We start from the raw sequence: 21,164 nt of genomic DNA on the forward strand, positions 1-21,164 counted from the left end.
GCCATCTACTCCTTCAAAACAGCTTCAATGTATTTTTCCGGATTCAGCAGATTCTCAGCCGTCTGATTGACATACGGTGAAACCCATTCGGTTCCGAGCCCGAACAGAAGCGACAAAAGGAGAAAAGCGGCTGCCGGATAAAGAAGTCCTTTTGCGGACCGTCCGCCTGCGCCGGGGCCGGGGATTTCTTTTTCTTCCCCCCAAAAAGCCGTCGTAAAAACCTTCAGCACGGAATAGAGCACAAGCAGGCTGGATAAGAGAATCAATACGGAAAACAATGTTTCCCCCTTATCGAACCCGCCTTCCGCGATCTTCAGCTTGCCCACAAATCCGCTGAACGGCGGGATGCCGGCCAGAGATATGGCTGAAATAAAGAACATCCATCCTAAAAGGGGATAACGGGTGATCAGTCCGCCCATTTTATGCAGGCTGGCAGTGCCCGTCAATGCGATAAGCGTGCCGGCGAGCATGAACAGCGCTCCTTTAATCAGCATATCGTGAATCAAGTAATAAACCGCTCCTTGAATGGAGGCCGGCGTGTTCATGGCAATGCCGAACAAAATCACGCCGACGGCTGTAATAATATTGTAGATGACGATTTTCATGACATCCGAAAAGGCGATAGATCCGATTACGCCGAATAACACCGTCAGCATCGCAAGCCACATCATCAATTGGTGGGTAAAGCCCGTATCGTGAATAAAGATCAGGGTGAATACTCTTAAAATGGCGTACAGGCCGACTTTCGTCAAAAGAGACCCGAATAAGGCCGAAATCGCAGCCGGCGGGGCGTAATAAGAGCCCGGCATCCAGAAATACAGCGGGAATATCCCGCCCTTTAAACCGAAAACGACGAGAAGAAGGACGCCGATGACGGTTATCAGCCCGGTCTGGCCCGATTCACTTATTTTTACGCTTAGATCAGCCATATTCAGCGTGCCCGTCACCGCATATAAGTAACCGACGCCGATGACAAAAAACGCGGATGACACAATGTTAAACACGATATACTTCAATGATTCTCTTAATTGAATTTTCGTTCCGCCAAGCACGATCAGCATGTAGGACGCGATAAGCAGAAGCTCAAAAAAGACGTACATGTTGAACAGGTCACCCGTCAAAAACGCTCCGCTTACGCCGGCTAGAAGAAACTGCACCCCTGAATAATAGAAAGCGCGCTCCCTTTTTTCTCCGATGGAGCGGAAGGAGTACAGGGTGACGAGCAGCCCGATTATGGCGGTTGTCAAAACAAGCAGTGCGGCAAGCTGATCCGCGGCGAGCACAATGCCGTACGGCGCTTTCCAGCCGCCGAGTGACAGCGTCTGAATCCCGTGTGTAAAAACCGTCTGAACGAGAGCGGCGCTGATGACGATGGAGACACAGGAAGCGGCAGTGCTGAATATCCGCATCAGCATCACGTGCCTGTTCATAAAAATCAGCAGCACTGCGGCAAGCAGCGGCACCAGAATAGGCAATATCACAAAGTTATTCATGTTGATCATTTCCCCTCATTCGATCCATATCGTCCGTTTTCAGTTCCTGATAGGCGCGAAACGCCATCACAAGCAGGAAGGACGTGACGCCGAACGAAATAACGATCGCCGTCAGTATGAGTGCCTGCGGCAGCGGATCGACAAACGACGTGCTTTTTCCGCCCAGTATGGGAGGGGCGCCTTTTTTCAGTCCGCCCATGGTCAGAAGCAGCAAATGGACGCCGTGGCTTAAAAGCGCGGTGCCGATAATCACGCGCAGCAGACTTTTAGAAAGCAGCAGGTAGGTTGCCGCCATAAACAAAATACCGGCAATGACAGACATTAAGATTTCCATTATTCTTCCTCTCCAATCGTTTGAATAATGGTCATCGTCACGCCGACAACAACGAGATACACACCTAAATCAAACAAAGTGGCCGTCGCAAGCTCCGTATTCCCAAGCACAGGGAGATGAAAATGGCCGAATGTATGGGTGAGAAAGGGTGCTCCGAATAAGAACGAACCTGCACCCGTTGCAATCGCGATAAGCAGACCCGCGCCCGCCACATAAATAAAATTGACGGGCAAAATCGATTTGACGGTTTTTAAATCAAAGGCCAAAAGCAACAGCACGATGGCCGAAGACGTAATCAGTCCGCCGACAAATCCTCCGCCGGGAGCGTTATGCCCCGATAAAAATAAATAGAAAGAGAAAAGCAGAATGATAAAAGATACAAGCTTCGTTGCCGTCTGAAGGATGATGTCGTTTGTGTTTTGCTGTCTCAACGCTCTTCTCCCTCCTCTTTTACTTTCGTTCTGATCATGCCGTAAATACCGAGTGCGGCAATCGACAGCACCGTGATTTCAAACATCGTATCAAATCCCCTGAAATCAACGAGGATGACGTTGACGATATTGTTTCCTCCCCCGAGCTTATGGCTGTAAGCGGTGAAAAAGGAGGAGATGCTGTCTTTTGTTTTTTCGCTGGAAGACGCGATTCCGAGCATTGTCACGATGACGCCGACACCGAGAGAAATGATAAAATTCGTCATCCGGAATGTTCTTGTCTTCTTTTTCCGCCGCATTTTCGGCAGATGATAAAAACAAAGAAGAAACAAGGCGACGGATATCGTCTCAATGACGAGCTGCGTGAGCGCCAGATCGGGCGCTCTGAAAATCACGAAAAACAGCGCGAGTGTGTACCCGACAACACCGAGTGAGATAATGGCCGTCAGCCGCGATTTGGCGAACACAGTCGCAATCGTTGCGCTCACCATAACGAGGGACAGCACGATTTCATACAGGCCGATTTCAGCCATGCCTTTCGCTGTCATGGAAAAGCCGCCTTTTGTGACGAACGCCGTTCCGATGAGAATGATAAACGCCGCAAAGATATACAGCAGATAATCCCGCAAAAATCCGGTCATATAAGATGACGTCAGCTGGTAAGATCTTTTTTCCATACTGCCCGTCACCGCATCGTAAAGCTTGTTCAGCGTCAGTTTTTTCGGAAACAGACCGTACAAACGCTCCCATTTAGACAGCGTTACGTAACCGATCGTGCCGACAATGATGATGCCGAGGGTCATCATTACCTCAGCCGTCACCCCGTGCCACTGGGAAATATGGACATGGAATGTATCTCCGCCGGTTAACAGAGCCGGATAAATGGAGTTCATCGCCGGTTCAATCAGGCTGTAAGACAAAACGTTCGGTGCAAAAAACAGACTGACGGCGCAAGCGGCAAGAATCACCGGCGAAATCAGCATGCCGAGCGGTGCTTCATGCGGCGTCTTTTCAAGCTGATCAGGTTTGCGCGCGCCGCTGAACGTTCTGAAAAACAGCTTCATGCTGTAGATGAAAGTGAAGACGCTCCCGATCCATGCGAGAACGGGGAACAGCACGCCCCACGTATCCAGGCTGAAAATATCTGCATGAGCAATCCGCAGCATACTTGTAAAGAACATTTCTTTACTTAAAAAGCCGTTAAACGGAGGGAGGCCCGCCATGGAAAACGTTCCGATCAGTGAAACGGTGAACGTTACCGGCATAAGCGCCATCAGTCCGCCGAGCCTGCGGATGTCCCGTGTTCCCGTTTCATGGTCGATAATGCCGACCGCCATAAATAAACTTCCTTTAAAAGTAGCATGGTTAATTAAGTGAAACACAGCCGCGGTGACAGCCGCCGTAAAATACTCTGAATGCTGGTAATGAAGCGCGGCGGCTCCTGCGCCGAGCATCGATACAATCATACCGAGCTGGCTGACTGTGGAAAATGCCAGAATCGCTTTTAAATCGGTTTGTTTCATCGCATTAAAGGAAGCCCATACCATCGTGATCAGACCGACTGAGGCAACCGTCCAAAACCAGACGGGTGAAAATGCAAAAACCGGACTGAATCTGGCAATCAGATAAATGCCCGCTTTCACCATTGTAGCCGAGTGCAGATAGGCGCTGACAGGAGTCGGCGCCTCCATGGCATCAGGCAGCCAGATATAAAACGGAAACTGCGCTGATTTCGTAAAGGCCCCCAATAACAGGAGAACCATCGCCGGAATAAAGAACGGATGGCCTGCGATAATATGCACCTGGTTGACCATTTCCCTGATACTGAAAGAATCCGTCATCAGATACAGCAGGATAAAGCCGCCGAGCATGCACAGCCCGCCGCCGACGGTAATCAGCAGTGACTTTTCCGCACCGTAGCGTGATTTCTTCCGCTTATGCCAATACCCGATTAATAAGAAGGATGACAGGCTTGTCAGCTCCCAGAACATATAAAGCACGATAACGTTATCGACGAGCACAACGCCGAGCATCGCGCCCATAAACATCAGCAGGTACACATAAAAGGGGCCGAGCTTTTCTTTGTCCTTCGATAAGTAAAAAATACTGTAAAGCGTCACTAAAGAGCCGATACCCGTAATCAATAAAGCGAATAACAGCCCGAGTCCGTCAAGATAAACGGTATAGTTAATACCGAGGGACGGAATCCATTCGGCCGCATATCGGACGGTTTCCCCAGCCATTGTTACAGGGAGCTTGCTGATAAAGTAAACAAACAGCACAACGGGCACTATCAGCACAAACCAGCCTGTATGGACTTGTTTTACCCGTTTATAAAGAAAGGGAACGATAAATGCAAATAAAAAAGGCGCCAAAATCGCGAAATGTAACAGCTGCAACAGAAGACCTCCTTTGCTTGTTTTTTCATCAAGCAACTGCTTTATGTAAGAGTGAATTAATCAATTCACGGTCATAGGACCCAGTACAAATTATATCGCACTTTTTTTTACCCTGCTACGGCATAATGTATTCCTCTCTGTGTTTTTGTGGTCTTTTGAACCCAAAATAAATTTATCAAATATCCTGATCTTTGTATATACATTTATCTTTCAGATCAAGCTTTTAAAAAAGGAGCTGGTCAGATGAAGAGAAAGGCGGCGGCCTGTATTGGAATATTTTGTTCTATTATTGCAGGAACATTCATAGCGGACGATTTCTGCAAAACGCGGCAGCAGACGGAGGCAGATAATTGGGAGCGTTTTTTTCTCGGTGCGGAATACGCAGAAGACAAGCTGAGTGCGGCTGAATCAATGCAAACACCGTTTCAGCCGCGTGAGTATATCAGAATCGTATATAGATGAAAAGAGTTCCGGCACCAGGGTGCGGAACTCTTTTTTGTGGCAATCAGCGTTTTCCTTTAATGTAAGGGATGCCGTTGGCTTTAGGCGCATCCGCGCGGCCGATGAAGCCAGCAAGCGCGAGAATGGTCAGAATGTAAGGAGCCATCAGCATGTATACATTCGGAATGTCTTTGAACAGGGGCAAAAGCGAGCCGATAATGCTCAAACTCTGCGCAAATCCGAAGAACAGCGCCGCCCCGAGCGCGCCGATCGGATGCCATTTGCCGAAAACCAGCGCGGCAAGAGCGATAAAGCCTTGTCCGGAAATGGTGGAGTGCGTGAAATCAAGCGCGATCGTGGAAGCATATACACCGCCGCCGAGCCCGCCGAACAGCCCGCTGATCATGACGCCGATATAGCGCATGCCGAACACGTTGATTCCCATCGTATCGGCCGCCATCGGATGTTCCCCGACAGAACGGATGCGGAGGCCGAACGGCGTTTTGAATAAAATAAACCAGGAAACAAAGGCCAGTACGATGGCTAAAATCGACGTATAATATACGTCGGAAAAGAAAATCTTTCCTAAAACCGGAATATCGCTTAACCCGGGAATGTTCGTTTTGTAAAAGGGCTCCGGGATTTTATCAGTCTGCGCCTTTCCGTAGATCAGCTTGACGATAAACAGTGTCGCTCCTAACGCGAGCATATTGATCGCCACACCGGTTACCGTCTGATCGGCGCGGAAAGAAACCGCGGCGGCCGCGTGAATCAGTGAGAACAGTCCGCCGGCAATCATAGCCGCAGCCAAGGCGAGCCACGGAGCGGCGGCGCCAAGCTCGCGTCCGAAAAATAAGTTGAACATGACGCTTGTAAAGGCGCCGATAATCATCAGTCCTTCAAGACCGATGTTGACAACTCCCGATCTTTCAGAAAACACGCCGCCGAGAGCAGTTAAAATAAGCGGAGCCGCATATACGAGTGTTGCCGGGACAATAATGGATAAAATCTGCAGGAAGTCCACTTACTTCGCCCCCTTTTTCTTCAATTTATCAAGGATGAGACGGATGGCGTAGCTTGATGCCACAAACAAAATAATAATGGCGATGACGATGTCAACGACTTCAGAAGGCACCCCGGATTCAATCGGCATATTTAATGCCCCGACTTTAAGGCCGCCGAGAAGACATGCCGCCAGAACAACGCCGATTGCCGTGCTGCCGCCGAGAAGCGCAACCGCAATGCCGTCGAAGCCGACGCCGGTAAAGGCGCCCTTAACCGCCGCGTATTGAAAGGTTCCGAGTCCTTCCATCGCGCCGGCAAGCCCCGCGAAGGCGCCGGAAATCATCATGGCGTACATCATATTTTTTCTGACGCTCATTCCGGCGTATTGTGCGGCGTGCTGGTTAAAGCCGACAGCCCGGAATTCAAATCCGCTTTTTGTTTTATGAATGATAAACCACATGAGGACTGCCGCAAACAGAGCGATCAGAATGCCCCAGTGAAGGCGGGAGTAATCTGTCAGCTGCTCTAAAAACGGCGAGCGGAGCGACGCGCTTTCATGAATTTTGTCTGTTTTGTCCCGGTGGTCCGTCATGACATCGGAAATGAGATAATTGGTTAAATGAAGAGCGATATAATTCATCATGATCGTGACAATCACTTCGTGGACAAAAAAACGGGCTTTTAAAAATCCGGGAATCAGGCCCCAAATGCCGCCCGCAGCCGCAGCCGCCAATAACGAAAGCGGAAGGTGGATGTAAGCGGGGGCGTCAAAGGAAGCGCCGACCCACACCGCGGCGGTCCAGCCGACAAGGAGCTGTCCTTCAACCCCGATATTAAACAGGCCGGTCCGAAATGCGAATGCCACGGCCAATCCGGACAAAATATATGGCGTAATCTGGCGGATCGATTCCCCGATGTAATACACTTCTCCGAAAATGCCGCTCCAAAGAGCCGAATACCCGCTTACGACATTGTAGCCGCTGGCGAGCATGATGACCGCACCCGCAGCTAACCCAAGGATGATCGCAATCAGCGGCACAGCCAGATGAGAAAGTCGATTAATCATGTGTTTTCCCCGCCTCCATTTGCTTACTTCCCGCCATTAAAAGTCCGAGCTCCTGCTCGTTTGTTTCAAGCGGATTGACGTTTGCGATGATGCTGCCTTCAAAGATGACGGCGATGCGATCGCTGAGATTCATTATTTCATCAAGTTCAAAAGATAACAGAAGCACCGCTTTACCGGCGTCACGCTGCTCAATGATCTTTTTATGGACGAATTCAATCGCGCCGACATCGAGTCCCCGCGTCGGCTGGGCCGCAATTAAAAGATCCGGATTTCTGTCCACTTCCCGGCCGATAATGGCCTTTTGCTGATTCCCCCCGGAGAGAGCGCGCGCAGGCGTATATTCATCAGGTGTTCTGACGTCGTATTCTTCAATCAGGCTTCGCGCTTTGTCATAAATCGTGTGTTTATTTAATATGCCGAAAGAAGAGTAGGGCTTTTGGTAATAACTTTGCAGCACGATATTTTCTCCGATCGGAAAATCAAGGACGAGCCCGTGTTTATGCCTGTCCTGCGGAATATGCCCGATGCCGGCTTCAGTGACTTTCCTGGGCGGCATGTTTTGCAGCTGTTTGCCGTTTAACGTGATCGTGCCGGCATTCGTTTTTCTGAGACCTGTAATGGCTTCAATTAATTCAGACTGGCCGTTTCCGTCAACGCCCGCAATGCCGACGATTTCACCGGCTCTGACTGAGAGGGAGAGCTGTTTGACCGCCTCAACGCCGCGCGCGTCCTTAACCGTTACATCAGAAAGTGAAAGCACTTCTTGTTTCGGCTCGGCCGCTTGTTTATCCGTCTTGAATGACACTTCGCGTCCGACCATAAGGCTTGCCAGTTCATCTTGATCCGTATGTGCGACATCGAGTGTTGTAATGCCTTTTCCTTTCCGGATGATGGTGACACGGTCGCAGACTTCCATAATCTCTTTTAATTTGTGGGTGATGAGGATGATTGATTTTCCTTCATTGACAAGATTTTTCATAATCTGAATCAGTTCTTGAATTTCGTGCGGGGTCAGCACCGCGGTCGGCTCGTCAAAAATGAGAATGTCGGCGCCCCGGTAGAGGGTCTTTAATATTTCCGCCCGCTGCTGCATACCGACGGAAATATCGGCAACTTTGGCTTCAGGATCAATGTGCAGGCCGTAACGGTCGGAAATATCGCGCACGTCCCGGGCGGCGCGCTGTCTGTCAATTCGGCCGAAAGTTTTCGGCTCTTTTCCGAGAATGATATTTTCTGAGACGGTAAAGGTATCCACAAGCATAAAATGCTGGTGCACCATCCCGATGCCGAGATCGTTGGCTCTGTTCGGGCTGTTGATGTGAACGCGTTCGCCCCGCACCCGGATCTCGCCTTTTTCCGGCTGATACAGGCCGAATAAAACGTTCATGAGTGTCGATTTTCCGGCGCCGTTTTCACCGAGAAGGGCGTGTATTTCGCCTTTTTTCACTTGAAGCGTGACGTCATCATTGGCGACGATTCCGGGAAACTCCTTGCGTATATTAAGCATTTCAATGATATAATCCACCGATTTGACGCTCCTTTTCAGAGATACTTTGATGAGAAAGAGCTTGGCAAAAGAAAAGCTGCAAGAGATGCAGCTTTTCCTTCACCGCTCTTTTCATAAAAGAGAGGGGATAAGCACGGAAGTCTCCTTATCCCCTGGTTCTTACTCAGCCTTGAAGGATTTCAATTCTTTTTCAGTTGAAGGGATCTCGAGTCCGTCCGCGATTTTCTTCTTCCAATCGTCTGTTGCTTTGATGACATCGTCAGAAAGGTTCTCCTTGTGATCCGAGATGCCGACTGCATCTTGCGCCAAACCGTATGTTAATGTTTTGCCGCCCGGGAATTTCCCGTCACTTGCTTTTTTCGTTAAGTCCTCTACGGCTGTATCCACTTTTTTGACCATTGATGTCAGAGTGACATTGTCTTTTGTGCCTTTGACTTGACCTTCCGCGTACTGGTCTTTATCAACACCGATAACCCATACGTTCCGCTTCGGATCTTCTTTTTTCAGATTTTTCGCTTCTGTGAAGACGCCCGTTCCCGTTGCGCCGGCCGCGTGATAAATGACGTCAACGCCTGATTTGTACATGCTTTCAGCCGTCGCCTTACCGACATCGGCTTTGTCAAATCCGCCCGCATATTTCACTTCGACGGTCGCTTTCGGATTTGCGGCTTGTACACCCGCGCGGAAGCCGATTTCGAATTTTTTGATCAATTCAGACTCCATTCCGCCCACGAATCCGACTTTTCCCGTTTTGCTCGATAGCGCAGCGGCCGCTCCCACGAGGAATGAACCTTCCTGCTCTTTAAATGTAAGGCTCGCCACGTTGTCTTTTTTGACAACGGCGTCAATGATCGCAAAATTGGTGTCTTTGCGCTGATCGGCGATTTCGCTGATGGAATCCTGCATCAGATACCCGACGCCGTAAATCAGGTCAAAGTGTTCCCGCGCTAATTTATTTAAGTTCGTTGTATAATCTGCATCTGATTTTGATTGAAGATAGTCAAAACCGCTTTTGCCTTTTGTAAGCCCGTTGTCTTTTCCGAATGCCTGAATACCTTCCCAGGCGGACTGGTTAAATGATTTGTCATCGACACCGCCGATATCTGTTACCATGCCGACGGTAAAGTTTTTGCTGCCGGAGCCGTTTGCTTTGTCACTTGAACCGCATGCGCTTAATATGGTTCCGGCCGCCGCGATGAGCGCCATCGCCATTCCGATTTTGCGTTTTTTCAAAGATATAACCCCCCTGTAAAATATGGCTGTGCCGTTCAATTCAGACTTGAGTCCCCGTACCGGATGCAGAATCGAAAAAACTTTCTGATAATAATGATGAGACGTCTCTCTTTTTCCCGCCTTGAGCGGCTGTCTCTTCCGGGTTCGGGACTTATGACTTATCTGAAAAGATCTGCTAACCAATCATAATTTATCATTTTACCCGCCATAAATAAATAGAAATTTGCTTATTTTTTAAAAAATATCAATTTTATGAATCGGCTTCCTCATCTGGATAAAACAGAGGAGGATCAGCCAGGTCATTATCCTTATATAGCATACAAAAAAGGAATCTCAAGCCTTTTGTCACGGGATATGACAGTAAAAAAGCACCGTTCACAGCGGAACGGCGCTTTTTGACATTATAAATATTGTTTGATGCTGCTGACATTGCCGGTGTTGATATGATATTGGAAGACGGGTCTGCCGATCGTGCCGTACGCCATTTCTACATTCAGCACTTGTATGTCTTCCAGAAATTTAAGGTATTTCCGGATGGAGACTTGCGAGATTTCAGTATGCTTGGCGAGATCTTCTGTGGTAAAAGAGCCGTCACCGAAAGACTCAATGCTCGCCCAGATGAGTTTAAGCGTGCTTTTTGTCAATCCCTTCGGAAGGTGAACCTTTTCCGCCGCTTCTTTCTTTTGAAAAAGCTCGGCATCCAATTCTTTCTGTGTCATGCTTCTGTGTGATTGATAAACTTTCTGCTTGCGTCTGTAGTCGGAAAGAGCGGTTTGAAAGCGGTCAAATTCAAATGGTTTGATTAAATAATCGACGGCGCCGTACCGAAGCGTTTTTTTGATGACGTCCAGCTCGCTTGCGGCCGAAATGACGATGACATCAACCGATTCATTTTGTTTGCGGATTTCCGTTAAAAGCTCAAGCCCGTTTTTTCCCGGCATGTAAATGTCAAGAAGGATGAGATCGATATGATGCTCGCTCAGCACGTGCAGCGCGCTTTGAAAGGATGATGCGATCCCTTTCAGCTGAAATCCTTCAATCTGGCTGAGATAGCGTTTATTTAATTCACCCACCATGGGGTCGTCTTCAACTATGAGTACATTAATCATCATTTTCCTCCTTCGGTTCATACGGAATGCGAAGACTGAAAGTCGTTCCTTCATTCTTTTCACTTGTCACAATCATATGGCCTTTTAAATTTTCTGTTGCCTGCTGGGTGAAATAGAGGCCGAACCCCCGGTTTGTCCCTTTCGTGGAATAACCTTGTTCAAAAATACGGGCTTGGTCTGCCGCAGACATTCCGGCTCCCGTGTCCGTAATCTCTATATCAAGCTGGCGATCCTGAAACCGCATTGAGCACGTAATGTTTTTTTTCGGCATCTGCGCCACCGCGTCGAGCGCGTTGTTTAACAGGTTTCCGATAATCGTAATGAGCTCATGGATGACGGCCGGATCTGCCGCATTCGGGATCAGGCTGCCGAGCTGAATGTCCAGATCAGCGCCCTGTTCGCGTATGTAGCTTTGTTTTCCTAGAAGAAACCCTGCGAGAACCGGACTTTTGACATCACTTATAATCTCGCTTGTTTCCGTCTTCTGCTGAATGGCAATGTCTTTAATGTAAGTGCCGAGATCATCGTATTCTTTTAACTGGACAAGCCCTAAAATGACATGAAGCTTATTCATGAATTCATGAGACTGGGCTCTTAATGCGTTTGCATACATTTTAACACCGGACAGCTGTTCTGCTAAATGTTTGACCTCCGTTTTGTCCCTGAACGTGGCGATCGCTCCGACGGTTTGTCCTTTCAGATGAATCGGAACCTCATTAAAGACCAGCTCAAGCCCGTTAATGCGGATATCCCTGTCCTGAAGCGGTTTTTTCGTTTCAATCACTTGTTTCAGCCGGCTTTTCGGGAGAATATCGTTCACATCTTGATCGACCGGATTAGTCGGAATACCCATTTTAATAAAAAGCCGTTTCGCTTCCGCATTGGCAAGCTTGATTTTTCCCCGCGCGTCAACCGCCAGGATGCCTTCCTTCGTTGATTCGAGCATGGCGCTCCGCTCTTCGAGGAGGGTGGCGATTTCATAAGGCTCAAGACCGTACATAATGTTTTTGACGGTGCGGGCGACAATGACGGCTCCGATGACGCCGACAAAAATACTTACGCAGATGATGAAATAAAGCGGTCTCAAACTGTGGCTGACGACATCCTGTATTTTGTTAAGCGAAATTCCGACCGAAACGACGCCCACTTGTTTTTTATCTTTTCCATAGATCGGTACGAAGGCTCTCATGGATTTTCCGAGAGTTCCCGCTGATGTGCTCGTTTTGATATGTCCGTGCAACGCCGGCTGTTCGTCTCCGCCGGTGAATTTCTTCCCGATTTTATTTACGTCGGGGTGGGTGAGGCGGATGCTGTTCATATCCATCACCACGACAAATTCGGTTCCTGTCGTATGCTGGACGTCTAATGTATAATCCCGGAGCTCTTTCAGCCCTTTTCTTGTTTGCAATGCCCGCGCGACACTCGGTGTTTCCGCGACCAGCTTTGCGGTGCGCAGCGCGGTCGTCCGTTCTTCTTCTTTCACGCGGTCTGCTGTTTGGACGCTGATCGTGAAAAAGGTGATACAAAGTGCGATAAGGACGACAATACAGACGAAAATCGTTAATCGGGTTTGCAATTTTAATGTTTTTTTCATAACAGCCTTCCTTACGTTTATCATTCCCGCGTTCTACTTTACTCCGAAAAAGCCGGTTTGTGAAGATCAGGCCCTTATTTCGTAAAAGTGAGGAAAAATGGTATTTTTTATCTTGTCAATGTGTTTTAAGTCCTCCATAATAAGTGAGGTAGATTACAGAAAGGGACTTTTTATATGAAAAATACTTATTGGACGGGTTATTTTCCGCTCGTTGCGATTCTGCTTTTTAGTTCGTCATTATCCATTTCTACCTCGCTTTATGTCATGAAGATACTTCAGACGCTCGGCATGTATCAGGGGATGCTGGATTATTTCTCTGAGAAAGGGATCAGACTGGCGCTTTTTGCAGCGTTCGCCCTTGTGTATTTTATGCTTTTTTCGGCTTTGAAGCTGATTGCAAACACAGTGACAGAGCTGTCTCTTTTGTTTTTCACAAATGACCCTGAAGGGGACAATCTGAAAAAAATCAGATTAGGCTCTTTAATTTATGTAGGCGGAGGAATTCTTTCCTTTGCGCTCGTGCAGAATGGTTTTTGGATTGCGGCGTTATTTGCCGTTGTTACGCTCGTTTATTTGATTTTCATGGTGTACAGAATCTATTCGACACTCTCGATCGTTTCGCTGATCGGTTTTATATTGCTTGAGATTCTGTTTTGGTTTACTTTTGTTATCGGTATTTTGTACATCTTTATCAAGCTTTATAATAGCATAATGGCTAGCTTACCTGTGTAAGCTAGCCATTTTTGTTAAGACAGAAATCTGTTTTTGATCTCAGGGGAGGGGAGCATGCATGCTTCCCTTTTTCCGAACCATTTGTAACGGCGCCGGGCGATGAAAGAATAGGCTCTGTCCCTGAGGGGGCGGGGCACTGCGAAAAAAACCGCTGACAGCCGCCAGGCTCCGCGGAGATGACGGGAAACCTTTAACACGGCTGCGGATTTTTTGTATATCCGCCCGTTTTCGATAAAAATCATGCTGTCAAATTGTTCTGTCGGAAGTCCTTCTGATGCCAAAAGCTCCCGGGCGGTATCTGATTGCAATGATGCAAATGAGATTTTGCCGGCCGGATCGCGTTTAATGATGAATTGAACGGCGCCGCTGCATAAGTTGCAGACGCCGTCAAACAAAAGTACGCGGTCCGGAAGCTGAGCTGGTTTCAAAGCGGATCCCCTCCGTTATCTTTAATAAGCTGCCTGCAGCGTGTTTTTCCAGATCGAAAGCTGAGGGCTTGCGTCATGAAGATATTCGACGCTTGACGGTGTATCCTTTCCGACCCATACCCCCATCGTATAAGCGTCCGTCAGGCCGACAAACCACATATCGTGATAGTCATTTGACGTTCCTGATTTTCCGCCGACGTACGGAGCTTTAAAGTTCGCTTTTTTTCCTGTTCCGCTTTTGACGACGGCTTTCATCATTTCTTTGATCTGCATGTTGGTCCGCACGCTGAATACCTGCGTCGGCTCATCTTTCCATTTTAATATCGTTTTTCCTTTTAAATCAGTCACTTTTGTAATCGCGTGACTCGGCGTATAAACGCCGTTGTTGCCGAACGTGGTGTACGCATTGGTCATTTCAAGCGGCGTCATGCCGTTTGTAAAACCGCCAAGCGCCGCAGGCAGACGGTAATCCGCGCTGACCAGCTTCGCGAAATGAAACGGTTCAAGGTAGCTGAACGCCTTATTGACGCCGACGCGGTCCATGATTCTGATGGCCGGTGTGTTGTACGAGTATTTAAACGCCGTTTCCAGCGTGACCGTACCGTACGTGCGGTTATTGTAGTTTTGCGGGCAGTAATCCGCACTGCAGAATTTGCTTGCGTCAATCTTGCTGTGTGGCGTTGCGCCGGTCTTTTCAATGTAAGGTCCGTAATCAAGCAGCGGCTTAATGGATGAACCGGGCTGTCTGTATGCCTGATAGGCACGGTTGAAATCATATTTATGATAATCTTTCCCGCCTGAAAGCGCGATAATCTGATGTGTCTGATGATTAATCACGGCCGCTCCGCCCTGGACGCCTGCATACGGCAGATTTTGATTCACTTGGGCGACGACCTGGTTTTGCATATACGGATTCAGCGCCGTATAAATCTTCACGCCGTCTTTTAACAATGTGCTGACTCTGTCTGAAAGCTCACTCTGTATTTTTTGTTTCGCCTTTCCGGAAGCTTTTTCAAGACGTTTGTCATAGCCTTCGGATGATGAAACAAGCTGTGTGAATTCATCATTTACATAGGAAACATAGTCAGGATATTTATTTGTTTTTTCGTTTATATCAAGCTTGATCTTTTCCTTTTCGGCTTTTTTCAGCTGTTTCCCGGATATAACGCCTGCTTTTTTTAATCCGTTAAGCAATCTGACTTGTCGTTTTTTCGTATAATCAAAATGCTTGAGAGGATCATATAATGTAGGGTTATTAGGGATGGCGCAGATAAAGGCCATTTCTCCCAAAGTGAGAGATTTCAGCGGCTTGCTGAAATAAAATTGTGCCGCCGAACCGACACCGTATACGCCGTTATTAAAATAAATCGTATTTAAGTAGCCTTCTAAAATCTCATCTTTGCTGTATTTTTTCTCAAGCTGATAGGAATAGGCCAGCTCCGTCAGTTTTCGGCTGAAGGTGCGTTCATGGCTTAAATACACATTCCTTGCCAGCTGCTGGGTGATGGTGCTGGCGCCCTGATCAATTTTATGATCTTTGAAATTGGAGGCGGCCGCCCTGACCATCCCCATAAAGTCAAACCCTTTATGCTCATAAAAATGACGGTCTTCAGAGGTTAAAAACAGTTGTTTTACCTCATTCGGTATTTTATTAAAGGGCACGATCACGCGGTTCTCATGATCGCTGACAATCTCAGAAACAAGGCTTCCGTCCCTGTCATACATGTAACTGTTTTGAACCAGGTTGATCGCTTTTAAATCAATATGTTTATCGAGCACCTGATCAAAAGGCTTGATTTGTTTTACCTCTTTGCCGGAAGCAATAACTGTAAATGCACACAACGGGATAATGCCGAGCAGCAAAATCCATCCGATTATTTTACGTACCATGGTCACTCTCTTTTCTCCTGATTTCTAGCCATATCGTATCATTCTTTTAAGAATACGAGAAGGTTAAATTTAGAAGAAATCGTGATCGCTGCCGGTCAGCCCGCATTTGACGCTGTATCCTTTTGCAGATGTCCCGCCATCCATAAGAGCCCCGCGCCTATTAAAAAGAGAAAGGCGGTGACGTAGAAAGCAGCCGAAATGGAAAAACCGCTTGAGACCGCACCTCCGAGCAGAGGGCCGAGCACATTTCCGAGAAAACGAAAGCTGACGTTATAGCCGAGCACCTCTCCCTGGATGCTGCCCGGCGCCCTGACGCGGATCGCAGCCGTAATGCAGGGGAGCGTGCCGCCCATGACCATGCCGAACAGAAATCTGAAGACTAACAGAATGGAGAGGGAGGAGGCGAGCGCCTGCGGAATGAAAAACACCGCTGAGGCAATCAAAAGCACGATTAAGATCCGGCTGTGGCCGAAGCGGTCGCCGAAGTCCCCCCATTTCCGGGCGAGCAGTAAGCTTCCGAGTCCGGTCGCTGAAAACGCCATACCGGAGAAAAAGGCTAAATTAACAGGTCCGTGCAGCTCATTGACATATAAAGCGAGCAGCGGCTGGATGCTGAAATTGCCGGTCTGCACGATCATAGTAAGCACCATCATCGCCCAAAGCGCGGGCTGGTGAAAAATATAGGAGAGCACCTGTTTTCTGGAATAGGTTTTCCGCTTGTTTTGTTTCTCGCCGAGCGGCTGCTCATTGACCTGAAATAAAACGAGAAGCACGGATGCGAAAATAACAAAAGACGTAATAAAAAACGTGTACGTAAACCCGAAGCTGTCAGCGAGCAGCCCGCCCAGCATCGGTCCGAATAAAGTGCCTGACACCTGACCCATCTGCAGCGTGCCGAGCGTCTTCCCGGCAGTCTCTTTCGGCGTCTGCGCCGAAATCATGGCAAGCGATGTCGGAACAAAGCCTGTTACTAGACCCATAAGCAGCCGCAGGACAAACAGCTGATAAACGGATGTCACAAACCCCATCAATAAAATGCTGACGGCAATGCCGGTTCCTGTAATCAAGAGAATTTTTTTGTAGCCGCGCTTATCGCCGAATCTGCCCCAAAACGGGGAAATCACAAACGCCATTAAAAACGTGACGCCGAACACATACCCGCTCCATCTCTGCACATACCCGCCCGAATGGGGGCTGATCGTTTCGATATATAACGAAAGAAACGGAACAATCATGGTCATGCTGGCGGAAATAAAGAAATTTGTAATCCAAATGACGACGAAGTTCTTCTTACGGACAGAAATAACATCACCTTCTTTACTTTTCGTGTATCTAATCATTAGTATATAGGAATGAATCCGGTATTTGTATTTTCGATGCGGATATAGGAAAATTCATTATTTTTAGAAAATGAAGAAAGTTTCAGAGGGGAAACTGATATACTATCATAAAATATCATTTTTGATCGGAGGAAAGGCAGGTGTAAAAAAAGTGGATCAGCGCAGTCTGCTCATTATTGATTTTGAATTTACAATGCCTGACGGAAAATACAGCCCGCAAAATTTCTTTCCCGAAATTATTGAAGCGGGAATTGTCAAGACGGTGAATGATGAAGTGACTGAAACGTTTTCGAGTTATATCAAACCGAAAAAATTTCCGAAGCTGACGAAACGATGCAAAACCTTTCTGAACATCACCCAAAAAGACGTGGACGGCGGAATCACGTTTAATGAATTCATCCGCAAATTAAATGAGCTTGATCCTGATAAAAACTGCACGATCGTCACCTGGGGCAATATGGATATGAAAGTGTTAAAGCAAAATTGCATGTTTAACCACATCCCTTTTCCGTTCAAAGGAGAACTTCGGGATCTGTCCCTTGAATACAAAAACTTCTTCGGCGACAGAACATTGACCGGCCTTTGGAAAGCGGCAGAAGAGTATGGCGATAAAGGGACGGGCACGCATCATAAAGCGCTGGATGATGCGCGGACGACATACAAATTATTCAAGCTTGTCGAGCGGGATAAACAATATCTTGAAAAACCGAAACCTCCGACGATCGGTGATCGCGTCGATCTGACTGAACTGTTTCGCCGGGCCACATAAAAAAACCCAATCATGCCGACTGGGTCAAGTTCTTTTAAAATAGTCACGCTCTAACGCGGCCAAGTTGTCGAGCGAACGTTCCGCCCATTCTGAGCCGTCCGCTGTAAGCTGATCTTTCAGCCGGGCAGACGCCGCTTGTAAGGAAGCCGTATAATCAGGCACCTCGCCATCAAACGGTTTGACCATCTGATGCGGTATGTTTGTCTGTTCCCCGAATGCAAGCGCTCTTCTTTCATGAAAAAACGGAACATCCGCCTGCTTCGGATGATGAAGATCTCCTTGAGCGGGATGCGTCAGAACGGCTTTAATTTTCACTAAATAGTGATTGGGCCTGACGTCTGTCACTTCCCCTATGTATGCTCCTGTTTTATAAAACCCTTTTACGATTGTGCCGATGTCAGACGTATTCATAGCGTTCACCTCTCTCTAGTTATTCTATAAGAGATCAACGCGGTTGGCTAGTGAACAGCTGCCGGAAGCCTGACTGAGGCCGTTGTGCCCGAGTGCTCGCCGCTGGTGAAACAGACGGAGCCTTCATGATGCTGAATAATCGAGAATGTCACGGTAAGCCCGAGCCCGGTGCCGTTCGTTTTCAGCGTATAATACGGCTTGCCGAGTTTCTGCAGTTCTTCATCGGACATGCCGATTCCGTTATCCGTAATCTGAATGAGAATCATCTCTTCCTGTTTTTGGACGGAGACTTCGATTCGGCCGTTTTCAGAGGGCACGGCTTCAATACTGTTTTTAATCAGATTAATGAAGGCCTGTTTCAGTTTTTTTACATCGCCGAACACATATAAATCAGGCTCGCTTTGAACAGTCACGGTCACCGATTTAAAATTGGCATAAGACTCCATTAAGGAACCTGTTTCCTTTACGAGCAGAGAAATATCAAACTTTTCTTTTTCATAGTCATCCTGCTTCGCCATATCGAGATAATTCGTAATGATCATCTGAGCCCGGTCGAGTTCGGACAGCACAAGTTTCTGATATCCGGAGTGGGATTTGTCCTGAAGCTGCTCGCCGCTGAACAGCAGCTGCACAAAACCTCTGACGACCGTAAGCGGATTGCGGACTTCATGGGCGACGCTTGCCGCAAGCTCGCTGACGACGGCCATTTTTTCTGAGTGAATCAGCCTTGCCCGCATGGACGCATTCTCATCAATGATCTCAATCAAATAAATGCACAGCAAAAGGGCGCTGGCTTGAAAAAAAACAGATACTGCCGCCTCATAATAAACGGAAGATAGATTTTGAAAATTGAAAATATTGGTCGCGGAATAGATGAAGACAGATGCGGTTAATAAGGCGGTTTCAGTGCAGCCGATGAGAAGAGCGAAAAGCAGTTTCTTCCGCTTTGAAAAAAAAGGCCATTTCGTTTGGAGCTGGATAGGGATGATGATTAAAAAAGGAATTAAGGATAAGAAAAAAAGAGCGGAAGGTTCAAACCATATGAGCTGAAAAAAAACGGATGCCGCCCCTGCGGCAAGTCCTGCGGCGGTACCGGAATAAAGCAGGCAGACGATAATGGGAATCAGCTGCAAACCGTAACGGACGGAATGAAGCTCCTGGATGGGAAAAGCCGTACATAATAAGGAAGATGACGCTGCAAATACGGCGACCAGCAGGCGGTTCGCTCTCGGCACAAGCAAATCGGGCTTGCTGAGCCAGAAGACTTGATAAAGAAAAATAGGGAATAAAATAAAAGAGAAGTGAAGCAGGTAATCCTTTACGATCTCCATTTATGCGAAATCCTTTCCTATGTAAATATGAATCTATTATAACATCTTTACCGGAAAAAAAAGTATATATTTCTCTAAAGCGAACGCCCTTATCTCATCTGATAAAGGCGTTCTTTCCGCTGCTAAGCGAGCGCTGCTTTCATTCTCTCAAGCCCTTCTTTTACGGCGGCGGCTGAACAGCCGACATTAAGTCTCATAAATCCTTCGCCGCCCGGTCCGTATTTTGTTCCCGGCTCTAATATGATTTTCCCTTTTTTGAGCATTCTTTCTTTGAGCTCGGCATCCGAAAATCCGTATTCGCTGAAATCCATCCAGATCAAATAGGAAGCGTCAGGCTTCATCATGCGGACTTTCGGAAATTCTTTTCTTAAAAAGTCCTCAGCCAATTTCATATTCCCTTCAATGTAAGGAATCAGCGCGTCAAGCCAAGGGCCTCCCTTTGTATAGGCCGCTTCGATTGCTGCAACCGCAAATGTGTTGAGGCTGGAAATTCCGTTCTGATGCAATGCGGCGGAGAATTTCGCCCGCTTATACCGATCGGGAATGATAATGGCGGATGCCTGAATGCCGGCAATATTAAACGTCTTGCTCGGCGCGACACAAGTAACGGAAATCCGCGCAAACTCCTCAGACAGAGAAGCGAAAGGCGTATGCGGCTTTCCGTACAGCATCAAGTCGGAATGTATCTCGTCAGAAACGACGGTGACGTTATGGGCGGCGCACAGCGATCCGAGCTTCATAAGCTCATCCCGGCTCCACGCTCTGCCGGACGGATTGTGGGGATTACAAAGAATCATCAGCTTGACCTCAGAATCGGTCAGCTTTTTCTCAAGATCCTCAAAATCCATACAGTAGACGCCGTTTTCTTCCCGTAACGGGTTATGTAAAACCTGCCGTTTGTTTTCCTTGATCATCTGATAAAAAGGCGTATACACCGGTGATTGAATCAACACCGGATCGCCCGGTTCGGTAAAGGCTTGTACGGCCATGCTGATTGCCGTGACAACACCGGGACTGAACGCGATGCTTGCGGGATCGGGCCGGTAGCCGTGCCGCGTCTCAAGCCATGAAGCGACGGCTTCTCTTGTGTTTTCGTCAGGAGACGTATAACCGAATATGCCGTGGTCAAGGCGGGCTTTTAAGGCGTCAGTGACCGCTTCGGGAGCGCGGAAATCCATATCGGCAACCCACATCGGAAGCGCATCCGATACGCCGAATAACGCTTCCGCCTTGTCCCATTTCACCGATTGTGTGCCAAGACGGTTTTCTCGAAGATCAAAGTTCATGTATGTCACTCCTGTAGTATCATTATTTTGCACAGCGTATCTATGATAAAATAGAATTGCAAACTTTATTATAAGCGGTGATGAAAATGGAAGAAAGCCAAGCGGTCATGGAAATGATGAAAATCATTGCCAAGTGGGACCCGTTTAAATATGGAGAAGATTTTTATGAGACAGAAGCCGTCGATATCGTTCAGGCCGTCTACAGTGAAGACCGTGCCGACAAGCTGGCAGCAGCCATTCAGGATATCTTTGAAGCTTCATTTGAGCGAAAGCTTCCGATCGAAGGCTGCCAAAAGGCCGCCGAGCAGCTTCTGTTCATAAAAGAAAGCAGCTCCTGCACCCCTTAAAAACCGGCGGTTCCGCCG

At 47.8% G+C, this 21,164-nt stretch carries 20 protein-coding genes; 4 read left to right on the top strand and 16 right to left on the bottom strand.

Features of this window, described 5'->3' with window-relative positions; all coding sequences use genetic code 11:
• Positions 1-5 precede the first annotated feature (5 nt).
• The 4 genes from BZ167_RS14500 to BZ167_RS14515 are packed head-to-tail and all read right to left on the bottom strand — an operon-like array spanning position 6 to position 4,657.
• The gene (locus BZ167_RS14500) at positions 6-1,493 is read right to left on the bottom strand and encodes a Na+/H+ antiporter subunit D (RefSeq protein ID WP_032867186.1); all 1,488 of its coding nucleotides are present in this window, start codon (positions 1,491-1,493) and stop codon (positions 6-8) included.
• Positions 1,486-1,827, bottom strand: a complete 342-nt coding sequence (locus BZ167_RS14505; RefSeq protein WP_003152063.1) for a Na(+)/H(+) antiporter subunit C — start codon at positions 1,825-1,827, stop codon at positions 1,486-1,488. Before BZ167_RS14505 ends, BZ167_RS14500 begins: the two co-directional genes overlap by 8 nt.
• Positions 1,827-2,258 carry a Na(+)/H(+) antiporter subunit B gene (locus BZ167_RS14510; protein ID WP_007408670.1) on the bottom strand — a complete coding sequence of 144 codons (432 nt, stop codon included), beginning with the start codon at positions 2,256-2,258 and terminating at the stop codon, positions 1,827-1,829. The genes BZ167_RS14505 and BZ167_RS14510 overlap by 1 nt, the downstream gene beginning before the upstream one ends.
• A complete protein-coding gene (locus tag BZ167_RS14515) occupies positions 2,255-4,657 on the bottom strand; it encodes a Na+/H+ antiporter subunit A (RefSeq protein ID WP_061047115.1) in 2,403 nt (800 codons plus the stop codon). The genes BZ167_RS14510 and BZ167_RS14515 overlap by 4 nt, the downstream gene beginning before the upstream one ends.
• 243 nt (positions 4,658-4,900) lie before the next feature.
• Between BZ167_RS14515 and BZ167_RS14520 the strand changes: the two genes are divergently transcribed.
• A complete protein-coding gene (locus tag BZ167_RS14520) occupies positions 4,901-5,119 on the top strand; it encodes a hypothetical protein (RefSeq protein ID WP_007408668.1) in 219 nt (72 codons plus the stop codon).
• Between the two features lie 43 nt (positions 5,120-5,162).
• Here the strand turns inward: BZ167_RS14520 and nupQ are convergent, their stop codons facing one another.
• The 6 genes from nupQ to malK all read right to left on the bottom strand — a co-directional run bounded on the left by nupQ (position 5,163) and on the right by malK (position 12,612).
• Positions 5,163-6,122 carry a guanosine ABC transporter permease NupQ gene (gene nupQ / locus BZ167_RS14525; protein WP_003152071.1) on the bottom strand — a complete coding sequence of 320 codons (960 nt, stop codon included), beginning with the start codon at positions 6,120-6,122 and terminating at the stop codon, positions 5,163-5,165.
• Positions 6,123-7,169, bottom strand: coding sequence for an ABC transporter permease (locus BZ167_RS14530; RefSeq protein ID WP_012118308.1), 1,047 nt, complete (start codon positions 7,167-7,169; stop codon positions 6,123-6,125).
• A complete protein-coding gene (locus tag BZ167_RS14535; protein WP_020956265.1) occupies positions 7,162-8,694 on the bottom strand; it encodes an ABC transporter ATP-binding protein in 1,533 nt (510 codons plus the stop codon). Before BZ167_RS14535 ends, BZ167_RS14530 begins: the two co-directional genes overlap by 8 nt.
• 141 nt (positions 8,695-8,835) lie before the next feature.
• Positions 8,836-9,909 carry a BMP family lipoprotein gene (locus BZ167_RS14540; protein ID WP_007408665.1) on the bottom strand — a complete coding sequence of 358 codons (1,074 nt, stop codon included), beginning with the start codon at positions 9,907-9,909 and terminating at the stop codon, positions 8,836-8,838.
• Positions 9,910-10,310: 401 nt separating this feature from the next.
• Positions 10,311-11,018: a response regulator gene (locus BZ167_RS14545; protein ID WP_003152077.1), complete on the bottom strand. Its 708-nt coding sequence runs from the start codon at positions 11,016-11,018 to the stop codon at positions 10,311-10,313.
• Positions 11,011-12,612, bottom strand: coding sequence for a malate sensor histidine kinase MalK (gene malK / locus BZ167_RS14550; protein WP_032867190.1), 1,602 nt, complete (start codon positions 12,610-12,612; stop codon positions 11,011-11,013). Before malK ends, BZ167_RS14545 begins: the two co-directional genes overlap by 8 nt.
• 174 nt (positions 12,613-12,786) lie before the next feature.
• Here malK and BZ167_RS14555 point away from each other — a divergent pair, with 174 nt between their 5' ends.
• Positions 12,787-13,344 (top strand): YufK family protein, encoded by a 558-nt coding sequence (locus BZ167_RS14555; protein WP_007408662.1) that lies wholly within the window; start codon positions 12,787-12,789, stop codon positions 13,342-13,344.
• A 14-nt stretch (positions 13,345-13,358) separates the two neighbouring features.
• On the opposite strand, the gene BZ167_RS14560 is transcribed toward BZ167_RS14555, so the two are convergent.
• The 3 genes from BZ167_RS14560 to BZ167_RS14570 form a co-directional block, all read right to left on the bottom strand.
• Positions 13,359-13,772, bottom strand: coding sequence for a thiol-disulfide oxidoreductase DCC family protein (locus BZ167_RS14560; RefSeq protein WP_014305710.1), 414 nt, complete (start codon positions 13,770-13,772; stop codon positions 13,359-13,361).
• A gap of 21 nt (positions 13,773-13,793) precedes the next feature.
• Complete coding sequence (locus BZ167_RS14565) at positions 13,794-15,668, bottom strand: transglycosylase domain-containing protein (RefSeq protein ID WP_012118304.1); 1,875 nt, start codon at positions 15,666-15,668, stop codon at positions 13,794-13,796.
• Between the two features lie 89 nt (positions 15,669-15,757).
• Positions 15,758-17,002 carry a multidrug efflux MFS transporter gene (locus tag BZ167_RS14570; protein WP_007408659.1) on the bottom strand — a complete coding sequence of 415 codons (1,245 nt, stop codon included), beginning with the start codon at positions 17,000-17,002 and terminating at the stop codon, positions 15,758-15,760.
• Between the two features lie 151 nt (positions 17,003-17,153).
• On the opposite strand from BZ167_RS14570, the gene kapD reads away from it, so the two are divergent.
• Positions 17,154-17,771, top strand: coding sequence for a 3'-5' exonuclease KapD (gene kapD / locus BZ167_RS14575; RefSeq protein ID WP_003152084.1), 618 nt, complete (start codon positions 17,154-17,156; stop codon positions 17,769-17,771).
• A gap of 24 nt (positions 17,772-17,795) precedes the next feature.
• Here kapD and BZ167_RS14580 read toward each other — a convergent pair whose 3' ends face one another.
• The 3 genes from BZ167_RS14580 to BZ167_RS14590 form a co-directional block, all read right to left on the bottom strand.
• The gene (locus BZ167_RS14580; RefSeq protein WP_077392123.1) at positions 17,796-18,182 is read right to left on the bottom strand and encodes a kinase-associated lipoprotein KapB; all 387 of its coding nucleotides are present in this window, start codon (positions 18,180-18,182) and stop codon (positions 17,796-17,798) included.
• A gap of 47 nt (positions 18,183-18,229) precedes the next feature.
• Positions 18,230-19,513 carry a sensor histidine kinase gene (locus BZ167_RS14585; RefSeq protein WP_061860829.1) on the bottom strand — a complete coding sequence of 428 codons (1,284 nt, stop codon included), beginning with the start codon at positions 19,511-19,513 and terminating at the stop codon, positions 18,230-18,232.
• Between the two features lie 122 nt (positions 19,514-19,635).
• Complete coding sequence (locus BZ167_RS14590; RefSeq protein ID WP_061860828.1) at positions 19,636-20,799, bottom strand: MalY/PatB family protein; 1,164 nt, start codon at positions 20,797-20,799, stop codon at positions 19,636-19,638.
• An 86-nt stretch (positions 20,800-20,885) separates the two neighbouring features.
• Between BZ167_RS14590 and BZ167_RS14595 the strand changes: the two genes are divergently transcribed.
• Positions 20,886-21,146, top strand: coding sequence for a DUF1871 family protein (locus BZ167_RS14595; protein WP_015418093.1), 261 nt, complete (start codon positions 20,886-20,888; stop codon positions 21,144-21,146).
• The last annotated feature ends 18 nt before the right edge of the window (positions 21,147-21,164 follow it).

This window comes from Bacillus sp. 275, from assembly GCF_001999205.1.
In the GTDB taxonomy this organism is placed as follows: domain Bacteria; phylum Bacillota; class Bacilli; order Bacillales; family Bacillaceae; genus Bacillus; species Bacillus velezensis.